General features: G+C 66.6%; 19 protein-coding genes. 16 read left to right on the top strand and 3 right to left on the bottom strand.

Features of this window, described 5'->3' with window-relative positions; genetic code table 11:
• Positions 1 to 123: 123 nt before the first annotated feature.
• Positions 124 to 1,278 carry an esterase-like activity of phytase family protein gene (locus HFGMBDPB_RS19235; protein ID WP_043789635.1) on the top strand — a complete coding sequence of 385 codons (1,155 nt, stop codon included), beginning with the start codon at positions 124 to 126 and terminating at the stop codon, positions 1,276 to 1,278.
• A gap of 12 nt (positions 1,279 to 1,290) precedes the next feature.
• Here the strand turns inward: HFGMBDPB_RS19235 and HFGMBDPB_RS19230 are convergent, their stop codons facing one another.
• The gene (locus HFGMBDPB_RS19230; protein ID WP_212646027.1) at positions 1,291 to 2,007 is read right to left on the bottom strand and encodes a GntR family transcriptional regulator; all 717 of its coding nucleotides are present in this window, start codon (positions 2,005 to 2,007) and stop codon (positions 1,291 to 1,293) included.
• 39 nt (positions 2,008 to 2,046) lie between these two features.
• On the opposite strand from HFGMBDPB_RS19230, the gene HFGMBDPB_RS19225 reads away from it, so the two are divergent.
• The 4 genes from HFGMBDPB_RS19225 to HFGMBDPB_RS19210 all read left to right on the top strand — a co-directional run bounded on the left by HFGMBDPB_RS19225 (position 2,047) and on the right by HFGMBDPB_RS19210 (position 6,902).
• The gene (locus HFGMBDPB_RS19225) at positions 2,047 to 2,796 is read left to right on the top strand and encodes an enoyl-CoA hydratase/isomerase family protein (RefSeq protein WP_017405751.1); all 750 of its coding nucleotides are present in this window, start codon (positions 2,047 to 2,049) and stop codon (positions 2,794 to 2,796) included.
• 182 nt (positions 2,797 to 2,978) lie between these two features.
• The gene (locus tag HFGMBDPB_RS19220; RefSeq protein WP_043789638.1) at positions 2,979 to 3,947 is read left to right on the top strand and encodes a Bug family tripartite tricarboxylate transporter substrate binding protein; all 969 of its coding nucleotides are present in this window, start codon (positions 2,979 to 2,981) and stop codon (positions 3,945 to 3,947) included.
• A gap of 170 nt (positions 3,948 to 4,117) precedes the next feature.
• A complete protein-coding gene (locus HFGMBDPB_RS19215) occupies positions 4,118 to 5,305 on the top strand; it encodes a CaiB/BaiF CoA transferase family protein (RefSeq protein WP_126311833.1) in 1,188 nt (395 codons plus the stop codon).
• A gap of 43 nt (positions 5,306 to 5,348) precedes the next feature.
• The gene (locus tag HFGMBDPB_RS19210; protein WP_034363058.1) at positions 5,349 to 6,902 is read left to right on the top strand and encodes a malonate--CoA ligase; all 1,554 of its coding nucleotides are present in this window, start codon (positions 5,349 to 5,351) and stop codon (positions 6,900 to 6,902) included.
• Positions 6,903 to 7,010: 108 nt separating this feature from the next.
• On the opposite strand, the gene HFGMBDPB_RS19205 is transcribed toward HFGMBDPB_RS19210, so the two are convergent.
• Positions 7,011 to 7,454 carry a universal stress protein gene (locus HFGMBDPB_RS19205; RefSeq protein ID WP_016445196.1) on the bottom strand — a complete coding sequence of 148 codons (444 nt, stop codon included), beginning with the start codon at positions 7,452 to 7,454 and terminating at the stop codon, positions 7,011 to 7,013.
• Between the two features lie 116 nt (positions 7,455 to 7,570).
• Between HFGMBDPB_RS19205 and HFGMBDPB_RS19200 the strand changes: the two genes are divergently transcribed.
• The 9 genes from HFGMBDPB_RS19200 to HFGMBDPB_RS19160 all read left to right on the top strand — a co-directional run bounded on the left by HFGMBDPB_RS19200 (position 7,571) and on the right by HFGMBDPB_RS19160 (position 15,766).
• Positions 7,571 to 10,006: a heavy metal translocating P-type ATPase gene (locus tag HFGMBDPB_RS19200; protein ID WP_212646026.1), complete on the top strand. Its 2,436-nt coding sequence runs from the start codon at positions 7,571 to 7,573 to the stop codon at positions 10,004 to 10,006.
• Between the two features lie 2 nt (positions 10,007 to 10,008).
• The gene (ccoS, locus tag HFGMBDPB_RS19195; protein WP_013803228.1) at positions 10,009 to 10,146 is read left to right on the top strand and encodes a cbb3-type cytochrome oxidase assembly protein CcoS; all 138 of its coding nucleotides are present in this window, start codon (positions 10,009 to 10,011) and stop codon (positions 10,144 to 10,146) included.
• A 63-nt stretch (positions 10,147 to 10,209) separates the two neighbouring features.
• Positions 10,210 to 11,646, top strand: a complete 1,437-nt coding sequence (ccoN, locus tag HFGMBDPB_RS19190; protein WP_016445198.1) for a cytochrome-c oxidase, cbb3-type subunit I — start codon at positions 10,210 to 10,212, stop codon at positions 11,644 to 11,646.
• A 19-nt stretch (positions 11,647 to 11,665) separates the two neighbouring features.
• Positions 11,666 to 12,298, top strand: coding sequence for a cytochrome-c oxidase, cbb3-type subunit II (gene ccoO, locus HFGMBDPB_RS19185; protein WP_016445199.1), 633 nt, complete (start codon positions 11,666 to 11,668; stop codon positions 12,296 to 12,298).
• A gap of 11 nt (positions 12,299 to 12,309) precedes the next feature.
• Positions 12,310 to 12,447: a cbb3-type cytochrome oxidase subunit 3 gene (locus HFGMBDPB_RS19180; protein ID WP_016445200.1), complete on the top strand. Its 138-nt coding sequence runs from the start codon at positions 12,310 to 12,312 to the stop codon at positions 12,445 to 12,447.
• Positions 12,448 to 12,474: 27 nt separating this feature from the next.
• Positions 12,475 to 13,392, top strand: a complete 918-nt coding sequence (gene ccoP, locus HFGMBDPB_RS19175; protein ID WP_016445201.1) for a cytochrome-c oxidase, cbb3-type subunit III — start codon at positions 12,475 to 12,477, stop codon at positions 13,390 to 13,392.
• Between the two features lie 77 nt (positions 13,393 to 13,469).
• Positions 13,470 to 14,924, top strand: coding sequence for a cytochrome c oxidase accessory protein CcoG (ccoG, locus tag HFGMBDPB_RS19170; RefSeq protein WP_016445202.1), 1,455 nt, complete (start codon positions 13,470 to 13,472; stop codon positions 14,922 to 14,924).
• 57 nt (positions 14,925 to 14,981) lie between these two features.
• Entirely contained in the window at positions 14,982 to 15,296 is a 315-nt protein-coding gene (locus HFGMBDPB_RS19165; protein ID WP_016445203.1) for a FixH family protein, read from the top strand.
• Positions 15,297 to 15,478: 182 nt separating this feature from the next.
• Entirely contained in the window at positions 15,479 to 15,766 is a 288-nt protein-coding gene (locus HFGMBDPB_RS19160) for a hypothetical protein (protein WP_016445204.1), read from the top strand.
• A gap of 81 nt (positions 15,767 to 15,847) precedes the next feature.
• Here the strand turns inward: HFGMBDPB_RS19160 and fnr are convergent, their stop codons facing one another.
• Complete coding sequence (gene fnr / locus HFGMBDPB_RS19155; protein WP_016445205.1) at positions 15,848 to 16,567, bottom strand: fumarate/nitrate reduction transcriptional regulator Fnr; 720 nt, start codon at positions 16,565 to 16,567, stop codon at positions 15,848 to 15,850.
• 161 nt (positions 16,568 to 16,728) lie between these two features.
• Here fnr and hemN point away from each other — a divergent pair, with 161 nt between their 5' ends.
• Positions 16,729 to 18,111, top strand: a complete 1,383-nt coding sequence (gene hemN, locus HFGMBDPB_RS19150; protein WP_026062632.1) for an oxygen-independent coproporphyrinogen III oxidase — start codon at positions 16,729 to 16,731, stop codon at positions 18,109 to 18,111.
• Positions 18,112 to 18,116: 5 nt separating this feature from the next.
• Entirely contained in the window at positions 18,117 to 18,842 is a 726-nt protein-coding gene (locus tag HFGMBDPB_RS19145) for a sulfite exporter TauE/SafE family protein (RefSeq protein WP_017406349.1), read from the top strand.
• The last annotated feature ends 18 nt before the right edge of the window (positions 18,843 to 18,860 follow it).

The following is an 18,860-nucleotide window of genomic DNA, read 5'->3' as shown; positions in this document are numbered from 1 at the left end:
CGAGGGGCCGGTCAGGGCGGGGGCAGGGCAGGGGCAGGGCGGCGGCATGCGCGTGCATGTCACCACCCTGTCACGGGCCTTGGCTACGGTCCATCCCTTCTGAGATCCATCCTGGGAGGGAATATGAACAAGGCAGACAAGGTCCGCTCGCCCGCATCCGTGCTGCTCGCGCTGGTCCTGGCTTTCGGCACGGCCACGGGCCTGGCAGGCTGCGGCGGCAGCGACGACGGCCCCGAGACCATCGGCTCGCTGCGGCTGATCGGCGACTACAGCATCAAGACCAAGACACTGTTCGACGGCGTGGAGTTCGGCGGCATCTCCGGCCTGGACCGCGCGCCCGATGGCAGCTACTGGGCCATCTCCGATGAGCGCGGCGGCGAGCGCGGCACGCCGCGCTTCTACAACCTGGGCATTCAGTTCGATGACAAGGCCATCCAGGCCGTGACCATCCGCAAGATGGTCACGCTCAAGGGCCGCGACGGCCAGCCCCTGCCCGGCACGCGCCGCACCGTGGACCCCGAAGGCATCCGCGTGGCGCCCAACGGCAACCTCTACGTGTCCAGCGAGGGCAACTTCAGCACCGACCCCGCCAGCCTGTTCCAGCCCTTCGTGCGCGAGATCAGGGTGGACGGCAGCTTCGTGCGCGACTTCGAGACGCCTGCGGCCTTCAACTACGTGGACAACACCACCAGCGGAGGGCGCAACAACAAGCTGTTCGAGGCCCTGGCCGTCACGCCCGACGGCAGCGTGTTCACGGCCAACGAGGATGCGCTGGTGGAAGACGGCCCCCTCACCACGCTGGCGGCGGGCAGCGTGGTCCGCGTCCTCAAGCTCGATCCGGCCACGGGCAAGTCCGGCGCGCAGTACGTCTACCAGCTGCCGAAGATTCCGCTGGACAAGGCCGCCAGCGGCAGCTTTCCGCCGGACAACGGCCTGCCCGAGCTGCTGGCGGTCTCCAACCACGAGTTCATCGCCATCGAGCGCGCCTTTGCCGACGGCGTAGGCAACACCATCCGCCTGACGCGCGCCACCATCGAGCCGGACACCACCGATGTGCGCAGCTTCAAGAGCCTGGTGGGCGCCAGCTACAAGCCCATGAAGCGCGAGCTGCTGCTGGAGATGCCCGTGACCTACCAGGGCGTCAAGCTGGACAACATCGAAGGCATCTCCTGGGGCCCGCGCCTGGCCAACGGCAACCGCACCCTGGTGCTGGTGGCCGACAACAACTTCGCGGACAACCAGGTCACGCAGTTCCTGGCCTTCGAAGTGCGGCCCTGAGCCCTCTTCGGGCTACCTCGGCTTGCGCGGGCGCTCGTACCCCACCTGCGCGGGCGCGCCCAGCACCATGTCGGTGAAGGCGCTGCCGCCTGCGCAGATGTGCTGGCGCATGGCCTCGGCGGCCAGCTCCGCCTGGCCCGCGCAGATCGCAGACACCACGGCCACGTGCTCCTGCTGCGAGCGCGCCAGGCGGCCCGGCTTCTCGAACATGCGGCCCCGGTAGGGCGTGATGCGCAGCCGCAGCAGCCGGGTCTGTTCCACGATGAAGTCGTTGCCGCTGGCCTCGTATATCAGTTCGTGCAACTGCATGTTGGCCTGCACATAGCCTTGGGCATCCTGCGCCTGGGCGCAGGCGGCGGTGTGCGCCAGCGCCGCCTGCAGCCGCTCGCGCAGCTGCGCATGGATGCGCGTGGCGGCCAGCCGGGCCAGCACGCCTTCCAGCTCGGCCAGGCCTTCCATCATGGCCACCAGCTCGCGCGCATCCAGGCGCCGCACATAGATGCCCGAGCGCGGAACGATCTCCACCAGCCCCTTGGCCACCAGCAGCAGCAGCGCCTCGCGCACGGGCGTGCGCGAGGCGCCGAAGCGCTCGCACAGGGCCGGTTCGTCGATGGCATCGCCGGGCTGCATGGCGCCTGAGCGCAGCTCGTCTTCCAGCGATTGCCGTATACGCTCCTGCAGGCTGGACGTGGCCGGGGTTTTCTCCAATGGCTGCTTGGCTGGAAGCATTTTCTAATTCAAATATATCTGATTGACTGACTGATACATATGACACCCAGACTCGACATCCAGGATCACCTGGCCACCATCACGCTGCAGCGCCCCGAAGCGGCCAACAAGCTGGCCCCCGAAGACCTGGGCACGCTGGTCGCGCATGTGGAGCTTATCAACCGCCGCGACGATGTGCGCGTGGTGGTGCTGCGCAGCGAGGGCAAGTACTTTTGCAGTGGCTATGATATATCAGAGATCCAAGGCAGCCAGACCGAGGGCAGCAGCTTCGGCGAGATGGTGGACGCCATCGAGCAATGCCGCGCCGTGACCGTGGCCGCCATCCACGGCGGCGTCTACGGCGGTGCCACCGACATGGCCCTGGCCTGCGACTTTCGCGTGGGCAGCACGGCGGCCGAAATGTTCATGCCGGCCGCGCGCCTGGGCCTGCATTTCTACGCGGGCGGGCTGGAGCGCTATGTCTCGCGCCTGGGCCTGGACACGGCCAAGCGGCTGTTCCTGACCTGCGAGCGCATCCAGGCCCCGGAGATGAAGGCCTGCGGATTCCTCACCCATCTGGCCGAACCCGCCGCCTTCGACGCGGCCGTGGCCCAGCTCACCGGCACGCTGGCCGCCATGGCGCCCATCCCTTTGTTCGGCATGAAAAAGCACCTGAACCTGATTGCGCGCGGCCGCCATGACGTGGCCGAGATCACGCGCGAGGTGCAGCGCAGCATCGCCTCCGAAGACCTGCAGGAAGGCGGCCGGGCCTGGCGCGAGAAACGCAGCCCGGAGTTCAAGGGGCGCTGAGCAGCATCCTCCCGCATACACGCAGATTGCCCGTGGTGCTGCCTACCGCCCACAGCCCACGGAACCGGCGCGGCCCAACTCGGGGACACCGAGGAAGGGCCGCTCCCGCACCGAGGGTGTCGTTCCCCTTTGGGGGAAGGCGCGCAGCGACTCAGGGGGTATCAATAAAGAGGAGACAAGCCATGTTCAAGCGTTTTGCACTGTCGTTGCTGCTGGCCGGATTGGCCGGTGGCGCGATGGCCCAGTCCTATCCCGCCCGGCCCGTCACGCTGGTCGTGGGATTTCCGCCCGGCGGCGGCGCCGACGCGGTGGCGCGCATCGTGGCCGACAAGGTCGGCAAGATCCTGGGCCAGCCCCTGCTGGTGGACAACCGCCCGGGCGCCGGCACCACGCTGGCGTCCGAGCATGTGGCGCGTGCAGCGCCCGACGGCTACACGCTGCTGCTGGGCAGCGCCAACATCTATGGCTCAGACCAGCTGCTCTACAAGAGCGCGCGCTATGAAGGCGCGCGCAATTTCACGGGCATCACGCGCTGGAGTTCGGCCCCCATGCTGCTGGCCGTGCGCAAGGATTTTCCGGGCCAGAGCGTGGGCGATCTGGTGGCGCTGGCGCGCAGCCAGCCCGACAAGCTCAGCTATTCCTCCTCGGGCGCAGGCGTGATCACGCACCTGGCCACGCTGTCGTTTGCGGGTGCCAGCGGCGGCCTGCGCATGCTGCATGTGCCGTTCAAGGGCGGGGCGCCATCGATACAGGCCGTGGCCGCTGGCGATGTGGACCTGACCTTCGGCACGCCGCCCTCGGTGCTGCCGCTGGCCCAGGCGGGCAAGCTGCGCATGCTGGCCGTGAGCACGGCCGAACGCTCGCCGCTGTTCCCCGATCTGCCGGGCATGAAGGAGTCCGGCGTGCCGGGCTTTGACTACACGTTCTGGTTCGGCCTGTTCGCCCCGGCGGGTCTGCCCGAGGACGTGGCGAAGAAGCTGTTCGATGCCAGCACCAAGGCGCTGGAAGACCCCGATGTGAAGGCCAGGCTGGCCAAGCAGGGCAATCTGGCCGCGCCCTCGGCATCCCTTGAGGAATTCCGTACCTGGGCCCTGAAGGAAGGTCAGGAGTCCAAGGCCCTGACCCAGCGTTCCGGCGCCGGGCTGCAGTGAGACACCCCCTGAGGCGCCACGCGCCTTCCCCCTCTCGCTTCGCGGGGGCGACGACACCCTCGGTGCGGGGGGGGGGGGCGGCCCTTCCTCGGTGTCCTGGACTTGGGCCCCGCCGGTCCCATGGGTTGTGGGTGTCGCGTCAAGCAATAGATAACGATATGGAAATCCCTATGAATGAACAAGCCACGGGCCTGCCGCTGCAAGGCCTTACCGTCATCGACCTCACGCGCGTGCTGGCCGGTCCCATGTGCACGCAGATGCTGGCCGACCTGGGCGCGCGCGTGATCAAGGTGGAGCAGCCCGGCACGGGCGACGATGCGCGCGGCATCGGACCGTTCGTGGACGGGGGCTCGGCCTATTTCCTCTCGGTCAATCGCAACAAGGAGTCGATTGCGCTGGACCTCAAGCAGCCCCAGGACCGCGAGGTCTTCGAGCGCCTGCTGCAAGGCGCCGATGTGCTGGTCGAGAACTTTCGCCCCGGCACCATGGACAAGCTCGGCTATGGCTGGGAGACCCTGCATGCACGCCATCCCCGGCTGGTGATGACCTCGGTCTCTGGCTTTGGCCAGACGGGTCCCTACAGCGGCTTTCCCGCCTACGACATGGTGGTGCAGGCCATGAGCGGCATGATGAGCGTGACCGGCCACCCGGACGCCGGGCCCTGCCGCGTGGGCGTGTCCATCGGCGACCTGGGCGCGGGCCTGTACGCGGTCATCGGCACACAGGCGGCCTTGATGCGCCGCTCGCGCACGGGGCAGGGCGAGCGCGTCGATGTCTCCATGCTCGACTGCCAGGTGGCCTTGCTGGAGAACCCCGTGGCCCGCCTGGGCGCGCTGGGCAGCGTGCCGGGGCCAATCGGCACGCGGCATCCCTCCATGGCGCCCTTCGATGTGTTCGCGGCGCAGGACGGCTGGTTCGTCATCGCCGTGGGCAGCGATGCGCTGTTTCGCAAGCTCTGCGGCCTGCTGCAATTGCCCGAACTGGCCGAGGACGCGCGCTTTGCCGGCAATGCCCTGCGCTGCGAGCACCAGGCCGAGCTCAAGGCCGCGCTGCAGGCGCGCCTGCGGGACAGTCCCAGGGCGCATTGGCTGGGGTTGCTCACTGATAATGGCATCCCGGCGGGGGAGTACAACAGCGTGGCCGACATCGTCGAGCACCCCCAGGTGCGCGAGCGCGGCATGCTGGCCCAGGTGCAGACCCCCAGCGGCCAGACGCTGCGCGTGGCGGGCAATCCCTTGCAGGCCTCGCTCGGCCAGCCCCTGGTGCGCAGGCAGCCGCCCGCGCTGGACGCGGACCGCGAGCGCATCCTGCGCGAGCTGTCCGTGGCGCCGCCTTCGCCAATCCATGAACGTGCCTGAGATTTCCCGGTCCCCAGCGGATTCTTCCTTCTTCTTCACAGCCATGACCAACCGCAATCTGTTCGCTGCCTTGCGCGCCGCCTTTCCCCAGGATCTGCAAAAGTGGGCCGTAGAGGCCATAGGCGCTGACGGCGCCAGCCTGTTCTACAGCTGGGCCGACCTGGACCGTGGCAGCGCGCGCATGGCCAACCTGCTGCAGTCGCTGCAGCTGCCGCCCGCCAGCCGCATCGCCGTGCAGGTGGACAAATCGGTGGAAGCGCTGATGCTCTACCTGGCCACGCTGCGCAGCGGCCATGTCTTTCTGCCGCTGAACACCGCCTACCAGGCCGCCGAGATCGAGTACTTCGTGGGCAATGCCGAGCCCGCCGTCGTGGTCTGCACGCCGGCCAATTTCGGCTGGGTGTCCAAGATCGCCTTCACCTCGGGCGTGGCCCATGTCTACACCCTGGGCGACGACCGCAGCGGCACGCTGCTGGAGCGCGCCGCCCACCATGGCGACGAGCATGAGGTGGTGGAGCGCGGCGAGGACGATCTGGCCGCCATCCTCTACACCAGCGGCACCACGGGCCGCAGCAAGGGGGCGATGCTCACGCACGGCAACATGCTGTCCAACGCCGAGACCCTCAAGGACTACTGGGGCTGGCAGGACGGAGACGTGCTCATCCACGCGCTGCCCATCTTCCATGTGCATGGCCTGTTCGTGGCCATCCATGGCGCGCTGCTCAACGGCAGTCCCATGATCTGGCTGGCCAGGTTCGAACCCGGCACGGTGATCTCGCGCATGCGTGACGCCACCGTCTTCATGGGCGTGCCCACGCTCTACGTGCGCATGCTGGCCGATGCGCGGCTCACGCGCGAGGCGGCGGCCCACATGCGGCTGTTCATCTCGGGCTCGGCACCCATGCTGGTGGAGACGCACCGCGACTGGCAGGAGCGCACCGGCCACGTCATCCTGGAGCGCTACGGCATGAGCGAGACCATCATGCTGACCTCCAACCCCTACCGTGCCGATGGCCGCAACGGTGGCCAGTCCGAGCGCCGCGCCGGCACCGTGGGCTTTGCGCTGCCCGGTGTGGGCGTGCGCATCGTGGACGACGCAGGCCAGCCCGTGGCCGTGGGCGAGATCGGCAACATCCAGGTGCGCGGCCCCAATGTGTTCAAGGGCTACTGGCGCATGCCCGAGAAGACGGCCGAGGAGTTCACGGCCGATGGCTGGTTCCGCACGGGCGACGTGGGCAAGCTCGACGAGCGGGGCTATGTCAGCATCGTGGGCCGCAGCAAGGACCTGATCATCTCGGGCGGCTACAACGTCTATCCGGCCGAGATCGAAGGCTTCATCAACGAGCTGCCCGGCGTGGCCGAAAGCGCCCTGGTCGGCGTGCCGCACCCCGACTTCGGCGAGGTGGGCGTGGTGGTGGTGGTGCCGCGTCCTGGCGCTTCGCTCGAGCCCCAGGCGGTGGTCGATGCGCTCAAGGGCCAGCTGGCCAATTTCAAGATTCCCAAGCGCTGCTTCGTGGTGCAGGAGCTGCCGCGCAACACCATGGGCAAGGTGCAGAAGAATCTCCTGCGCGACCAGCACAAGCAGTTGTTCGCCTGAGTGGTCGCCAAGGCGCGGGTCGCGCCCTGGCCTGATTGAAAAAGCAAAAGGCATCGGCGCCGCCGATGCCTTTTTTTGTGCAGCGAAAGCCGAAGCTGCCGCTACCCTTCAGCGCAGTACCAGCACGGGAATGTGGGTGTGCGTGAGCACGTGCTGCGTCTCGCTGCCCAGCAGCAGGCGCTGCAGGCCCTTGCGGCCGTGCGAGGCCATGACGATGAGGTCGCAGTCGCGGCGCTTGGCCACGTCGATCACGCTTTCGGCCACCAGGTCGGACTTGACGATCTCCGTGGTCACGTGGACCTTGAGCGCCTGGCCCTTGGCGTGGATGGCATCCAGCACGGTCTGCGCGTTGGCCGTCCACTGGCCTTCGATGCGTTCGATCTGCTTGAGATCCACGGTTTCGCCGCCTTCGAAGTAGCTGCGCGGATAGTGCTGGACCACCTTGACGACGATCACGCTGGCGCCGCACAAGGCGGCAAGGCCCAGGCCGCTGTCCACGGCCTTGTCGGAAAGCTCGGAACCGTCGGTGGCGATCAGGATGCGGTTGTACATGCGTGCTCCTTTCGTGTGTGCTGATGGGTGGGACGAAGTCAGCATAGACCCAACCATGAGTTAACGGTTGATTAATGTCAATACGCTTATCATGCCCCCCGATTACGCTAAGAACCATGCCCCACACCATTGCAGCCCCATCCAGCGAGGCGGCGGTGGCGGCGCCTGATTCAGGTCTCTCGCCCTCGCAGCAGGCCACGGCCCGACTGCTGGATGATCCGCAGGAGTGGAGTTCGTTCGGACGGCCCGCAGGCCCCGCAACTCCCGCCGACCCTTCCAAAGAACCCACCGATTTCCCTGCCTGGGATTCGCACGTCGTTCTGGAGGGCATGCACTGTGCCGCATGCGCGCTGACCATCGAGGATGCGCTGCGGGCCGTGCCCGGGGTGGAGAAGGCCGAAGTCAGCGCAGCCACGCGCCGCGCGCGAGTCACCTGGCGCCACGAGCAGGTGCTTCCGTCCCAGTGGATGGAGGCCGTGCGGCGCGCCGGCTACCAGGCGCTTCCTGCGCGCGATGCCTTTGCGCGCGAGCGCCGCCAGGCCGAAAGCCGCCGTGCGCTGTGGCGCTGGCTGGTGGCCGGCTTTTGCATGATGCAGGTGATGATGTATGCGTGGCCCGCCTACGTGGCCCGCCCCGGCGACCTGTCGCAGGAGATGGAGACGCTGCTGCGCTGGGCCTCCTGGGTCATCTCGCTGCCCGTGGTGCTGTTTTGCTGCGGACCCTTTTTCTCCAGCGCGCTGCGCGACATACGCCAGCGCCGCGTGAGCATGGATCTGCCCGTGGCGCTGGGCATGCTGATCACCTTCGTGATCAGCTCGCAGGGCACCTTCGATCCTTCGGGGCCCTTCGGCGAGGAAGTCTTCTACGACTCGCTGACCATGTTCGTCTTCTTCCTGCTGTCCGGCCGCTGGCTGGAGCTGCGGCTGCGCGACCGCACGGCCGGCGCGCTGGAAGCCGTGATGAATCGCCTGCCCGATGCCGTGCTGCGCGAGAACGCGGCCGGCCATTTCGAGCGCGTGGCCACGCGCCGCCTGCGTGCCGGCGACCTGGTGCGCGTGCTCAGCGGCGAGGCCTTCCCGGCCGACGGCACCATCGTGCGCGGCCGCACCCATGCCGACGAGGCCCTGCTCACGGGCGAGTCCACGCCCGTGCTGCGTGCCGAGGGCGACAGCGTCACTGCCGGCAGCTACAACCTGGACGCCGTGGTCGATGTGCGCGTGGACGGCGTGGGGGCCGACACGCGCTTTGCCCAGATCGTGGGTCTCATGGAAAGCGCCTCGCTGCAAAAGCCGCGCCTGGCCCAGCTGGCCGACAAGGTGGCGCGGCCCTTCCTGGTCGTGGTGCTGCTGGCCGCGCTGGGCGCTGCCATCTGGTGGTGGCCCACCGATCCCGGCAAGGCCATGATGGTGGCCGTGGCCGTGCTCATCGTCACCTGCCCCTGCGCGCTGTCGCTGGCCACGCCCGTGGCCATGCTCACGGCCGCCGGCACGCTGGCGCGCAGCGGCGTGCTGGTGCGCAACCTGCAGGGCCTGGAAGCGCTGGCCGCCGTGGACACCCTGGTGTTCGACAAGACCGGCACGCTCACACGCGACGGCCTGGCGCTGTCCTCGTTCGAGCCTGCGCGCGGCGAGGATGCCGACGAGGTGCTGGCGCTGGCGGCGCTGCTGGCGCGCCAGTCCATGCACCCGGCCTCGCGCGCCATCGCGCAGGCTGGCGCCCATGCCGCGACGCACTGGAAGCTGGACACCATGCAGGAAGTGGCAGGCCTGGGCCTGGACGCCTGGGTGCAGGGCCCGGGCGAACGCCGCCATCTGCGCCTGGGATCGGCCCTGCATGCGGGCGTGGCGGGCGAGCAGCCCGTGCAGGGCGTGTTGCTGGCCGAGCAGACCGAACAGGGCTGGCATACGCTGGCGCGTTTTGTACTCAGCGAGGACGTGCGGCCCGAGGCCGCCGCCGTCGTGCAGGCGCTCGGGAAGCAGGGCATCGCCGTGATGCTGCTGTCCGGCGACCGAGAGGACGCCGCACGCGCCATGGCGGCGCGCGTGGGCATCACCCAGGCCCACGGCGGCTGCAGCCCGCAGGACAAGCTGGAGCGGCTGCAGCAGGCGCAGGCAGCCGGCCACCATGTGGCCATGGTGGGCGACGGCCTCAACGACGGCCCAGTTTTAGCTGGAGCGCATGTCTCTTTTGCTTTTGGTAGAGCAGTGCCGCTGGCACAATCGCGCGCAGATTTCGTTGTTCTGGGCGACAGCCTGGAACTGGTGCTCCAGGCATGTCTGTTGTCGCGCCGCACACTGCAGGTGGTGCGCCAGAACATGGCCTGGGCTGCCGCTTACAACGCGGTGTCGATTCCACTGGCCCTGGCGGGCTTCATGCCTGCCTGGGTGGCCGGCCTGGGAATGGCACTGAGTTCGCTGCTGGTGGTGCTCAACGCCGCGCGCCTTGCGCGCAGCCTTCCACTGGCCTTGACGAATCACACGGGCACGCCTGCTGCGCCCGCAGCGTCCGTCACCATGCCGACGGGCTCCACCGCAACGGTGGGGAGGTTCTGACTATGGACATTCTCTATTTACTGATCCCGCTGTCGGTGGTGCTTGTGCTCGCCATCCTCGCGGCCCTGTGGTGGGCCGTCTATCGCGGGCAATTCGAGAGCGTGGAACAAGAGGGCGAACGCATTCTTCGGGACGATTGACGTGGGTCAACACGCCCGACAGCGAAGAAAGTAACACTTTGATAGCAATCTAAGGGGTGCACGATGGATAGTTCAAATAACAACGCTGTCTATTACGACGATACCGTCGTAAGGCAGTTCTCTATCATGGCCGTCGTCTGGGGAGTGGTGGGCATGGCTGTCGGGGTGTTGATCGCCTCGCAGCTGGCCTGGCCGGAACTCAACTTCGGCATTCCATGGCTGAGCTACGGACGCCTGCGTCCGCTGCACACGAACGCCGTGATCTTTGCCTTTGGCGGATCGGCGCTGTTCGCAACCAGCTACTACGTGGTGCAGCGCACCTGCCAGACGCGGCTGTTCATGCCCAAGCTGGCCAGCCTGACCTTCTGGGGCTGGCAGATCGTCATTCTCGCCGCCGCGATCAGCCTGCCGCTGGGCTACACCCAGGGCAAGGAGTACGCCGAGCTGGAGTGGCCGATCGACCTGCTGATCGCCGTGACCTGGGTCTCGTATGCCATCGTGTTCTTCGGAACCATCGGCATCCGCAAGGTCCGTCACATCTATGTGGCCAACTGGTTCTTCGGCGCCTTCATCATCGCCGTGGCGCTGCTGCACATCGTCAACAGCGCGGCCATTCCGGCCGGCTGGATGAAGAGCTACTCGGCCTACGCCGGCGTGCAGGATGCCATGGTGCAGTGGTGGTACGGCCATAACGCCGTGGGCTTCTTCCTGACCGCAGGCTTCCTGGGCATGATGTATTACTTCATTCCCAAGCAGGCTGGCCGTCCGGTCTACAGCTACCGCCTGTCCATCGTCCACTTCTGGGCGCTGATCTTCACCTACATGTGGGCGGGTCCTCACCACCTGCACTACACCGCGCTGCCCGACTGGACGCAGTCCGTGGGCATGGTGTTCTCGCTGATCCTGCTGGCTCCCAGCTGGGGCGGCATGATCAACGGCGTGATGACGCTGTCGGGCGCATGGCACAAACTGCGCGACGATCCCATCCTGCGCTTCCTGATCGTGTCGCTGTCGTTCTACGGCATGTCCACGTTCGAAGGTCCGATGATGTCCATCAAGACCGTCAACGCGCTGTCGCACTACACGGACTGGACCGTGGGCCACGTTCACTCGGGCGCCCTGGGCTGGGTGGGCCTGATCACCATGGGCTCGCTGTACTACCTGATCCCGCGCCTGTTCGGCAAGACCAAGATGCACTCGGTGGGCGCCATCGAGCTGCACTTCTGGATGGCCACCATCGGCATCGTGCTGTACATCGCCGCGATGTGGATCGCCGGTGTGATGCAGGGCCTGATGTGGCGCGCCGTCAATCCCGATGGCACGCTGACCTACACCTTCGTCGAAAGCGTCAAGGCCAGCTATCCGTTCTACGTGATCCGCGTGGCCGGTGGCCTGCTGTACCTGGGCGGCATGCTGGTCATGCTGTGGAACACCTGGAAGACCGCGATCTCCGGCCGTTCCGTGAAGGTGGCCGTGCCTGCCGTCGTGGCCCACGCCTGAGCGTCTAGGAGCATTACTCATGTCCGATCACAACCATAGCGCTCCCAAGAGCTTTTCCCACGAGAAGGTGGAAACCAACAATTTCCTGCTGATCGTGCTGACCCTGCTGGTGGTCGCCGTCGGCGGCCTGGTGGAAATCGTTCCGCTGTTCTTCCAGAAGTCGACCACGGAAGCGGTGGCGGGCCTCAAGCCCTACACGCCGCTGCAGCTGATGGGCCGCGACGTCTATCTGCGCGAGGGCTGCTACAACTGCCACTCGCAGATGATCCGCCCCTTCCGCGCCGAGACCATGCGCTACGGCCACTACTCGGTGGCGGGCGAGTTCGTCTACGACCACCCCTTCCAATGGGGTTCCAAGCGCACGGGTCCCGACCTGCACCGCGTGGGCGGCAAGTACAGCGACGAATGGCACCGCATCCACCTGAACAACCCGCGCGACGTGGTGCCCGAGTCCAACATGCCTGCCTACTCCTGGCTGGAGAAGAACAAGGTGGATGACACCGTGGTCGCCCAGCACATGAGCGCGCTGCGCAAGGTGGGCGTGCCCTACAGCGACGAGGAAATCAGCGGCGCCGCCGAGCAGGTCAAGGGCAAGACGGAAATGGACGCCGTCATCGCCTACCTGCAGGTGCTGGGCCGTTCGGTCAAGTAAAGGAGAGCGACATGGACATCACCACCATGCGCATCGTGGCCACGCTGGCCTCTCTGGCCTGCTTCATCGGTATCTGGTGGTGGGCGTTCGCCCGCCGCAACCAGGCCCGTTTCGAAGAGGCCGCCCAGCTGCCGTTCGAGCAAGACTGAGTCCCTCCACCAGAACGAGAACTTCCCATGAGCGATTTCGTAAACAACTTCTGGTCGATCTATGTCACGGCGATCACGCTGGGCGGCATCATCGGCTGCCTGCTGCTGCTGTATCTCACCGCACGCAAGAAGGTGGTCCCCTCGGCCGACAACACCACGGGCCACGTCTGGGACGAGGACCTGCGCGAGCTGAACAACCCCATGCCCAAGTGGTGGATGTGGCTGTTCATCATCACCTCGGTGTTCGGCTTCGCCTACCTGGCGGCCTATCCGGGCCTGGGCTCGTTCGCGGGCAAGCTGGGCTGGACGCAGCTGGGCGCCTATGAAAACGAGATGGCCAAGGCCCGCGCGGACCTGGAGCCGCTGTACGCCAAGTTCACGAGCATGAGCACCGAAGACATGGCCAAGGACCCCCAGGCCATGGCCATTGGCGAGCGCCTGTTCATGAACAACTGCGCGCAGTGCCACGGCTCGGATGCACGCGGCGGCAAGAGCTTCCCCAACCTGACCGATGGCGACTGGCTGCATGGCGGCACGCCCGACAAGATCAGGGAAACCATCACGGCGGGCCGCATCGGCATCATGCCGCCCATGGCCGCTGCCGTCGGCACGCCCGACGATGTGCGCAACCTCTCGCACTATGTGCTGAGCCTGTCGGGCAGCCCGCACGACTCGCTCAAGGCTTCGCTGGGCAAGTCCAAGTTCACGGCCTGCGCCGCCTGCCATGGCATGGACGGCAAGGGCAACCAGGCCCTGGGCGCGCCCAACCTGACCGATGACATCTGGCTGCACGGCTGGGGCGAGGCCGCCATCACGGCCATGATCAACAACGGCAAGCACAACGAGATGCCTGCCCAGAAGGACAAGCTGACCGAGGCGCAGATCGCGGTGCTTGCCTCCTATGTCTGGGGCATGTCGCACAAAGACGGCGCAGTCCGTCAATAAGGACAGGGGGCGGCGCTGCGGCGCCGCCTTTTTGCCTTTTGAGTTTTCAGATATTCCAAAAAACCAAGGAACCCACCATGAAGCCCGAGAACGGGGATGATGCCGGGAAGCCTCCCCGCAAAGTCATTCCGATCACGCCTGCCGACCCGGACCCGGGCCAGCTGGTGTCGATGTTCGAGTCCGAGAAGAAGGTCTACCCGCGCTCCATCAGCGGTGTCTTCGCACGCTGGCGATGGGCTCTGGTGTTTCTCACCCAACTGGTTTTCTATGGCCTGCCCTGGCTGGAATGGGGGCAGCGCCAGATGGTGCTGTTCGACCTGGGGGCGCGGCGCTTTTACCTGTTCGGGCTGGTGCTGTACCCGCAGGATTTCATCTACCTGGCGGGCCTGCTGATCATTTCGGCGCTGGCGCTGTTCCTGTTCACGGCCGTGGCCGGTCGCCTGTGGTGCGGCTTTTCCTGCCCGCAGACGGTCTACACCGAAATCTTCATGTGGGTGGAGCGCAAGGTCGAGGGCGACCGCAGCGCGCGCATGCGCCTGGACAAGAACGGCTGGACCTTTGAAAAGCTCTGGAAGAAGTCGCTCAAGCAGTTGCTGTGGATTGCCATTGCCCTGTGGACCGGCTTCACCTTCGTGGGCTACTTCGTGCCCATCCGCGAGCTGGGCGGCGAGCTGCTGGCGCTGCAGGGCAGCTGGCAGGTCTTCTGGGTGCTGTTCTACGGCTTCGCCACCTATGGCAACGCCGGCTACATGCGCGAGCAGGTCTGCAAGTACATGTGCCCCTATGCGCGCTTTCAGAGCGCCATGTTCGACCGCGACACCATGATCGTCAGCTACGACACGGGCCGGGGCGAGCCGCGCGCGCCGCGCACCAAGAAGGTGGACTACAAGGCCCAGGGCCTGGGCGACTGCATCGACTGCAAGATGTGCGTGCAGGTCTGCCCCGTGGGCATCGACATCCGCAACGGCCTGCAGTACGAATGCATAGGCTGCGGTCTGTGCATAGACGCCTGCAATTCCATCATGGACAAGATGGAGTATCCGCGCGGCCTCATCCGGCTGACCACGCAGAACGCCATGGCCGGCCTGTGGCGGCGGGCCCAGGTGCTGCGCCGCATCTTCCGTCCGCGCGTACTGGTCTACTCGGCCGTGCTGATCGGCCTGAGCATGGCCATGATCGTGAGCCTGGCGCTGCGCCAGTCGGTCAAGGTCGACGTGATACGCGACCGGGCGTCGCTGTCGCGCATCGTCGCGGGCGGCAAGCTGGAAAATGTCTACCGCCTGCAGATCATGAATGCCACCGAGCAGGCCCAGCGCTACCGCATCAGCGCCCATGGCCTCGACGGGCTGGAGCTGGCGTCCGAGCAGGAGGTCGAGGTCGGCCCGGCCGAGACGCGCGGCATTGCGGCGCGGCTGCAGATTCCCTACGGTTCCGCCGAGCCGGGCTCGCACACCGTATTCTTCGATATCGATGCCGTGCATTCAGGCGCGGGACGCGCGTCCGAAAAGGCCGTCTTCCTGGTGCCCCGGTGATATGTCTGGCCGGCACCGCCCAGGCTGCGCCGGCTGTTTGAAAGAAAGAGGTTATCCATGTCTTCCAGTCCCGCAGTCTCCGCGCCCGCCACGGCCCCTTCGCATCCGGACGCCGGCAAGCCCTGGTGGAAGTTCGCCCATGTCTGGCTCGTGGTGGCCGGCCCGGCCGCCGTCGTGGTGGCTGGCGTGGTCACGGCCGTCATTGCGATCAATGGCGCCGATCCCGTGATCGATCCTGACTATTACCGCAATGGCATCACCATCAACGAGCGTGCCGATGGCGTGCGTGAAGTGCCCAAGAGCCTGGCGCCCGCGGTCACCGGCCGCAACCACGCGGCCACGCCCGCGCAGGACCATCCCACGGACCGCTGAACGCAGGAAAATGCCGTGCACAAGGCCGCAGTCGCGGCCTTTTTTGCATGGTGGATGGCATCTCCAGCATGCGCGAGGGCCAAGGGTTTCCTACAGGCAGTGCAGGGTGCGCAGGGCTTGGCACGGTGCGCGGGCGGCGCGCACAATGAAAGCCACCCCTCGACAGCTCAAGGAGATCGCTGATGTTGGCCCAACGCTGGATGTGGATTGCCTGGCCGGCCTTTCTGGCCGCCGCCGTGATGGAGATGCTGGTATTCGCCTTCGTGGACCCGCTGGAGCTGCACTGGCTCGGCGACCTGGGCTGGTCGCGGCAGGGAATCTACACGCTGGCCTTCTTCGCCTTCTGGGGCGTGACCATGCTGTCCAGCCTCATGACCACCATGCTGGGACGCTCCACGCACGATCTCAACGACGGCGTGGTCTCCGAGCCGGACCCAAATCTGGCCATGCAGGGCCTGGGGCGCGATTGAACCTGCGTGCACTGCAATGGCAATGAAAAAGGCCCGCGACAGCGGGCCTTGTTCATTGCCGGGGGGTGGGGCCTTGCGGCCTCACTGGCACTGCTGGCTGTTGACGATGCGCTTGAGCGCGTCCGTGTCCAGGATGCGCAGATGGCGCTGGCGCACCTCGATGATGTTTTCCTCGGCAAACTTCGAGAAGGTGCGGCTCACCGTCTCCAGCTTCAGGCCCAGGTAGCTGCCGATTTCCTCGCGCGTCATGCGCAGCACCAGTTCCGACTTGGAAAAGCCCCGGGCGTGCAGGCGCTGCACCAGGTTGAGCACGAAGGCGGCCAGGCGCTCCTCGGCACGCATGCTGCCCAGCAGCAGCATCACGCCATGCTCGCGCACGATCTCGCGGCTCATGACCTTGTGCACATGGTTTTGCAGGGCCGTGACCTCGCGCGACAGGTCCTCCAGCTTGTCGAAGGGCATGACGCAGACCTCGGCGTCTTCCAGCGCGACCGCATCGCAGGTGTGGTGGTCGTTGACGATGCCATCCAGGCCGATGATCTCGCCGGCCATCTGAAAGCCCGTGACCTGGTCGCGCCCGTCCTCGGTGGCCACGCAGGTCTTGAAGAAGCCCGTGCGGATGGCGTACAGCGAGGTGAAGGACTCACCGTTGCGAAACAGCAGGCCGCCGCGCTTGACCTTGCGGCGCGTGGCCACGATGTCGTCGATGCGCTGCATCTGCTCGGCATCCAGGCCCATGGGCATGCACAGCTCGCGCAGGTTGCAATTGGAACAGGATGCTTTGATGGTCTGAAGGTTCATGGAGTAAACATCAGCGGCGCAGCAGTGCGCCGGCGGTGACCTCGTGGATGGCGATGAGTTGGATCAAATTGTCGCAGCACTGCCGCGAACAACTCTTGATATGAGTCAAGGACGCGGCCAATGGGCTGCGGCACAGTGGACGACATTAGAGGAAAAAACCCATGACCGCTGTCACCCCAGAGCTGCTGCGTCGCTTCGACGTACCGGGGCCCCGATACACCTCGTTCCCCACTGCCGATCGTTTCGTGGAGGCTTTCGGTGCTGAAGACTATATCCTGGCACTTGAGCACCGCAAATCGAGTACCGCAGCGCGGGCCATGCCTTTGTCGCTGTATGTGCATGTGCCGTTCTGCGAGTCGCTGTGCTACTACTGCGCCTGCAACAAGATCGTGACGCGCCACCACGATCGCGCTGCCGTCTACCTGGACTACCTGGCGCGCGAGATGGCCTTGCACACGGCCCATTGCGGCAAGGGTCAGGCCGTCAGCCAGCTGCACCTGGGCGGCGGCACGCCCACCTTCTTCTCGGACGATGAGCTGCGCACGCTGATGGCCCTGCTGCGCGAGCATTTCAAGCTGGAGCCGGGCGGCGAATACTCCATCGAGGTCGATCCGCGCACCGTCAGCGTCGAACGCCTGGCCGTGCTCAAGGAGCTGGGCTTCAACCGCCTGAGCTTCGGCGTGCAGGACTTCGACGAACAGGTGCAGATCGCCGTGCACCGCGTGCAGCCGGCCGAGCAGGTGTTCGCGCTGGTGGCAGCGGCACGGCAGCTGGGCTTTGCCTCCATCAACGTGGACCTGATCTACGGCCTGCCCAAGCAGACGCCCGAGTCCTTCGAGCGCACGCTGGCCCAGGTCAATGCGCTGCGGCCCGACCGCATCGCGCTCTATGCCTATGCCCACCTGCCCGAGCGCTTCAAGCCGCAGCGGCGCATCGCGGCCGAGGACCTGCCCCAGGGCGCCGACAAGCTGGCCATGCTCTCGCGCTCCATCGCGGCCTTCATGGAGGGCGGCTATGTCTACGTGGGCATGGACCACTTCGCCTTGCCCGAGGACGCGCTGGCCGTGGCCAAGCGCCAGGGCCGGCTGCATCGCAACTTCCAGGGCTACAGCACCCAGCCCGACTGCGACCTGATTGCGCTGGGCGTGTCGGCCATCGGCAAGGTGGGGGCCAGCTACAGCCAGAACGCCAAGACGCTGGAGGAGTACTACGACGCCATCGACGCCGGCCACCTGCCCGTGGTGCGCGGCCTGGCACTGTCGCGCGATGATCTGGTGCGGCGCGCCGTCATCATGGCCATCATGTGCCAGGGCGCCGTGTTGTTCGAGCCCATGGAGCAGGCCTGGCTGCTGGGCTTTCGCGAGTACTTCGCCCCCGAGCTGGCGGCGCTTCAGGACCTGCAGGCCAAGGGGCTGGTGCAGATCAGCGACGAGGGCTTCCAGGTCACGCCGATGGGCTGGTACTTCGTGCGTGGCGTGGCCATGCTGTTTGACCGATATCTGCAGGCCGACAAGAACCGGGCGCGGTTTTCGAGGATCATCTAGGCCCCATGCTGTTGTCGCTGCTCTGGACCGCTTTGATCATGGGGCTCGTCGGCGGGCCCCATTGCCTTGCCATGTGCGCCGCGCCCTGCGGCGTGGTCACGGGCGGGGCGGGGCAGGGCACGGTACAGGGTGGTGGGCAGGTGGTCGCCGTCCATGGACTGCAAAGCCGGCTGTGGCTGCGCACGGCGCTGTTCCATGGCGGGCGGCTGGCCGGCTATGCCAGCCTGGGCGCTGCCTCGGCGCTGGCCATGGAAAGCCTGTCCTGGCTCACCAGCCAGACCACGGCGCTGCAGCCGTTCTGGACGCTGACCCATGTCGCCGTGATGGCCTGGGGCCTGGCCATGATGGTGCAGGCCCGCCAGCCCGCCTGGCTGGAGTCTGCGGGCCGCGCCGCCTGGCGGCGCGTGCAGCCCTGGGTGTCCGCCCCTGGCGGCACGCTGGCGGCGGGCTATGCCTGGGCGCTCATGCCCTGCGGACTGCTGTATTCGGCCGTGCTGGTCGCCGCGCTCAGCGGTGGCCCCTTGCAGGGCGCATCGGCCATGGCGGCCTTTGGCGTGGGCAGCGGGCTGTGGCTGGTGGCCGGCCCCTGGCTGTGGCGGCTGGGCCGCCAGCGCCTGAACGGCCTGCGTGCCGAATGGGGCACGCGGCTGGCCGGCCTGATGCTGGTGGGCGTGGCCGTGTGGGCGCTGTGGATGGACCTGATCTACAAGCCCAGTCTCTGGTGCCGATGAACAACAGCGGGGGACAGA

It is taken from the genome of Delftia sp. PE138, from assembly GCF_018320755.1.
Classification (GTDB): domain Bacteria; phylum Pseudomonadota; class Gammaproteobacteria; order Burkholderiales; family Burkholderiaceae_C; genus Comamonas; species Comamonas tsuruhatensis.
Note: the sequence above shows the minus strand (reverse complement) of the source record. Positions and strands in the feature narration are given on the sequence as shown.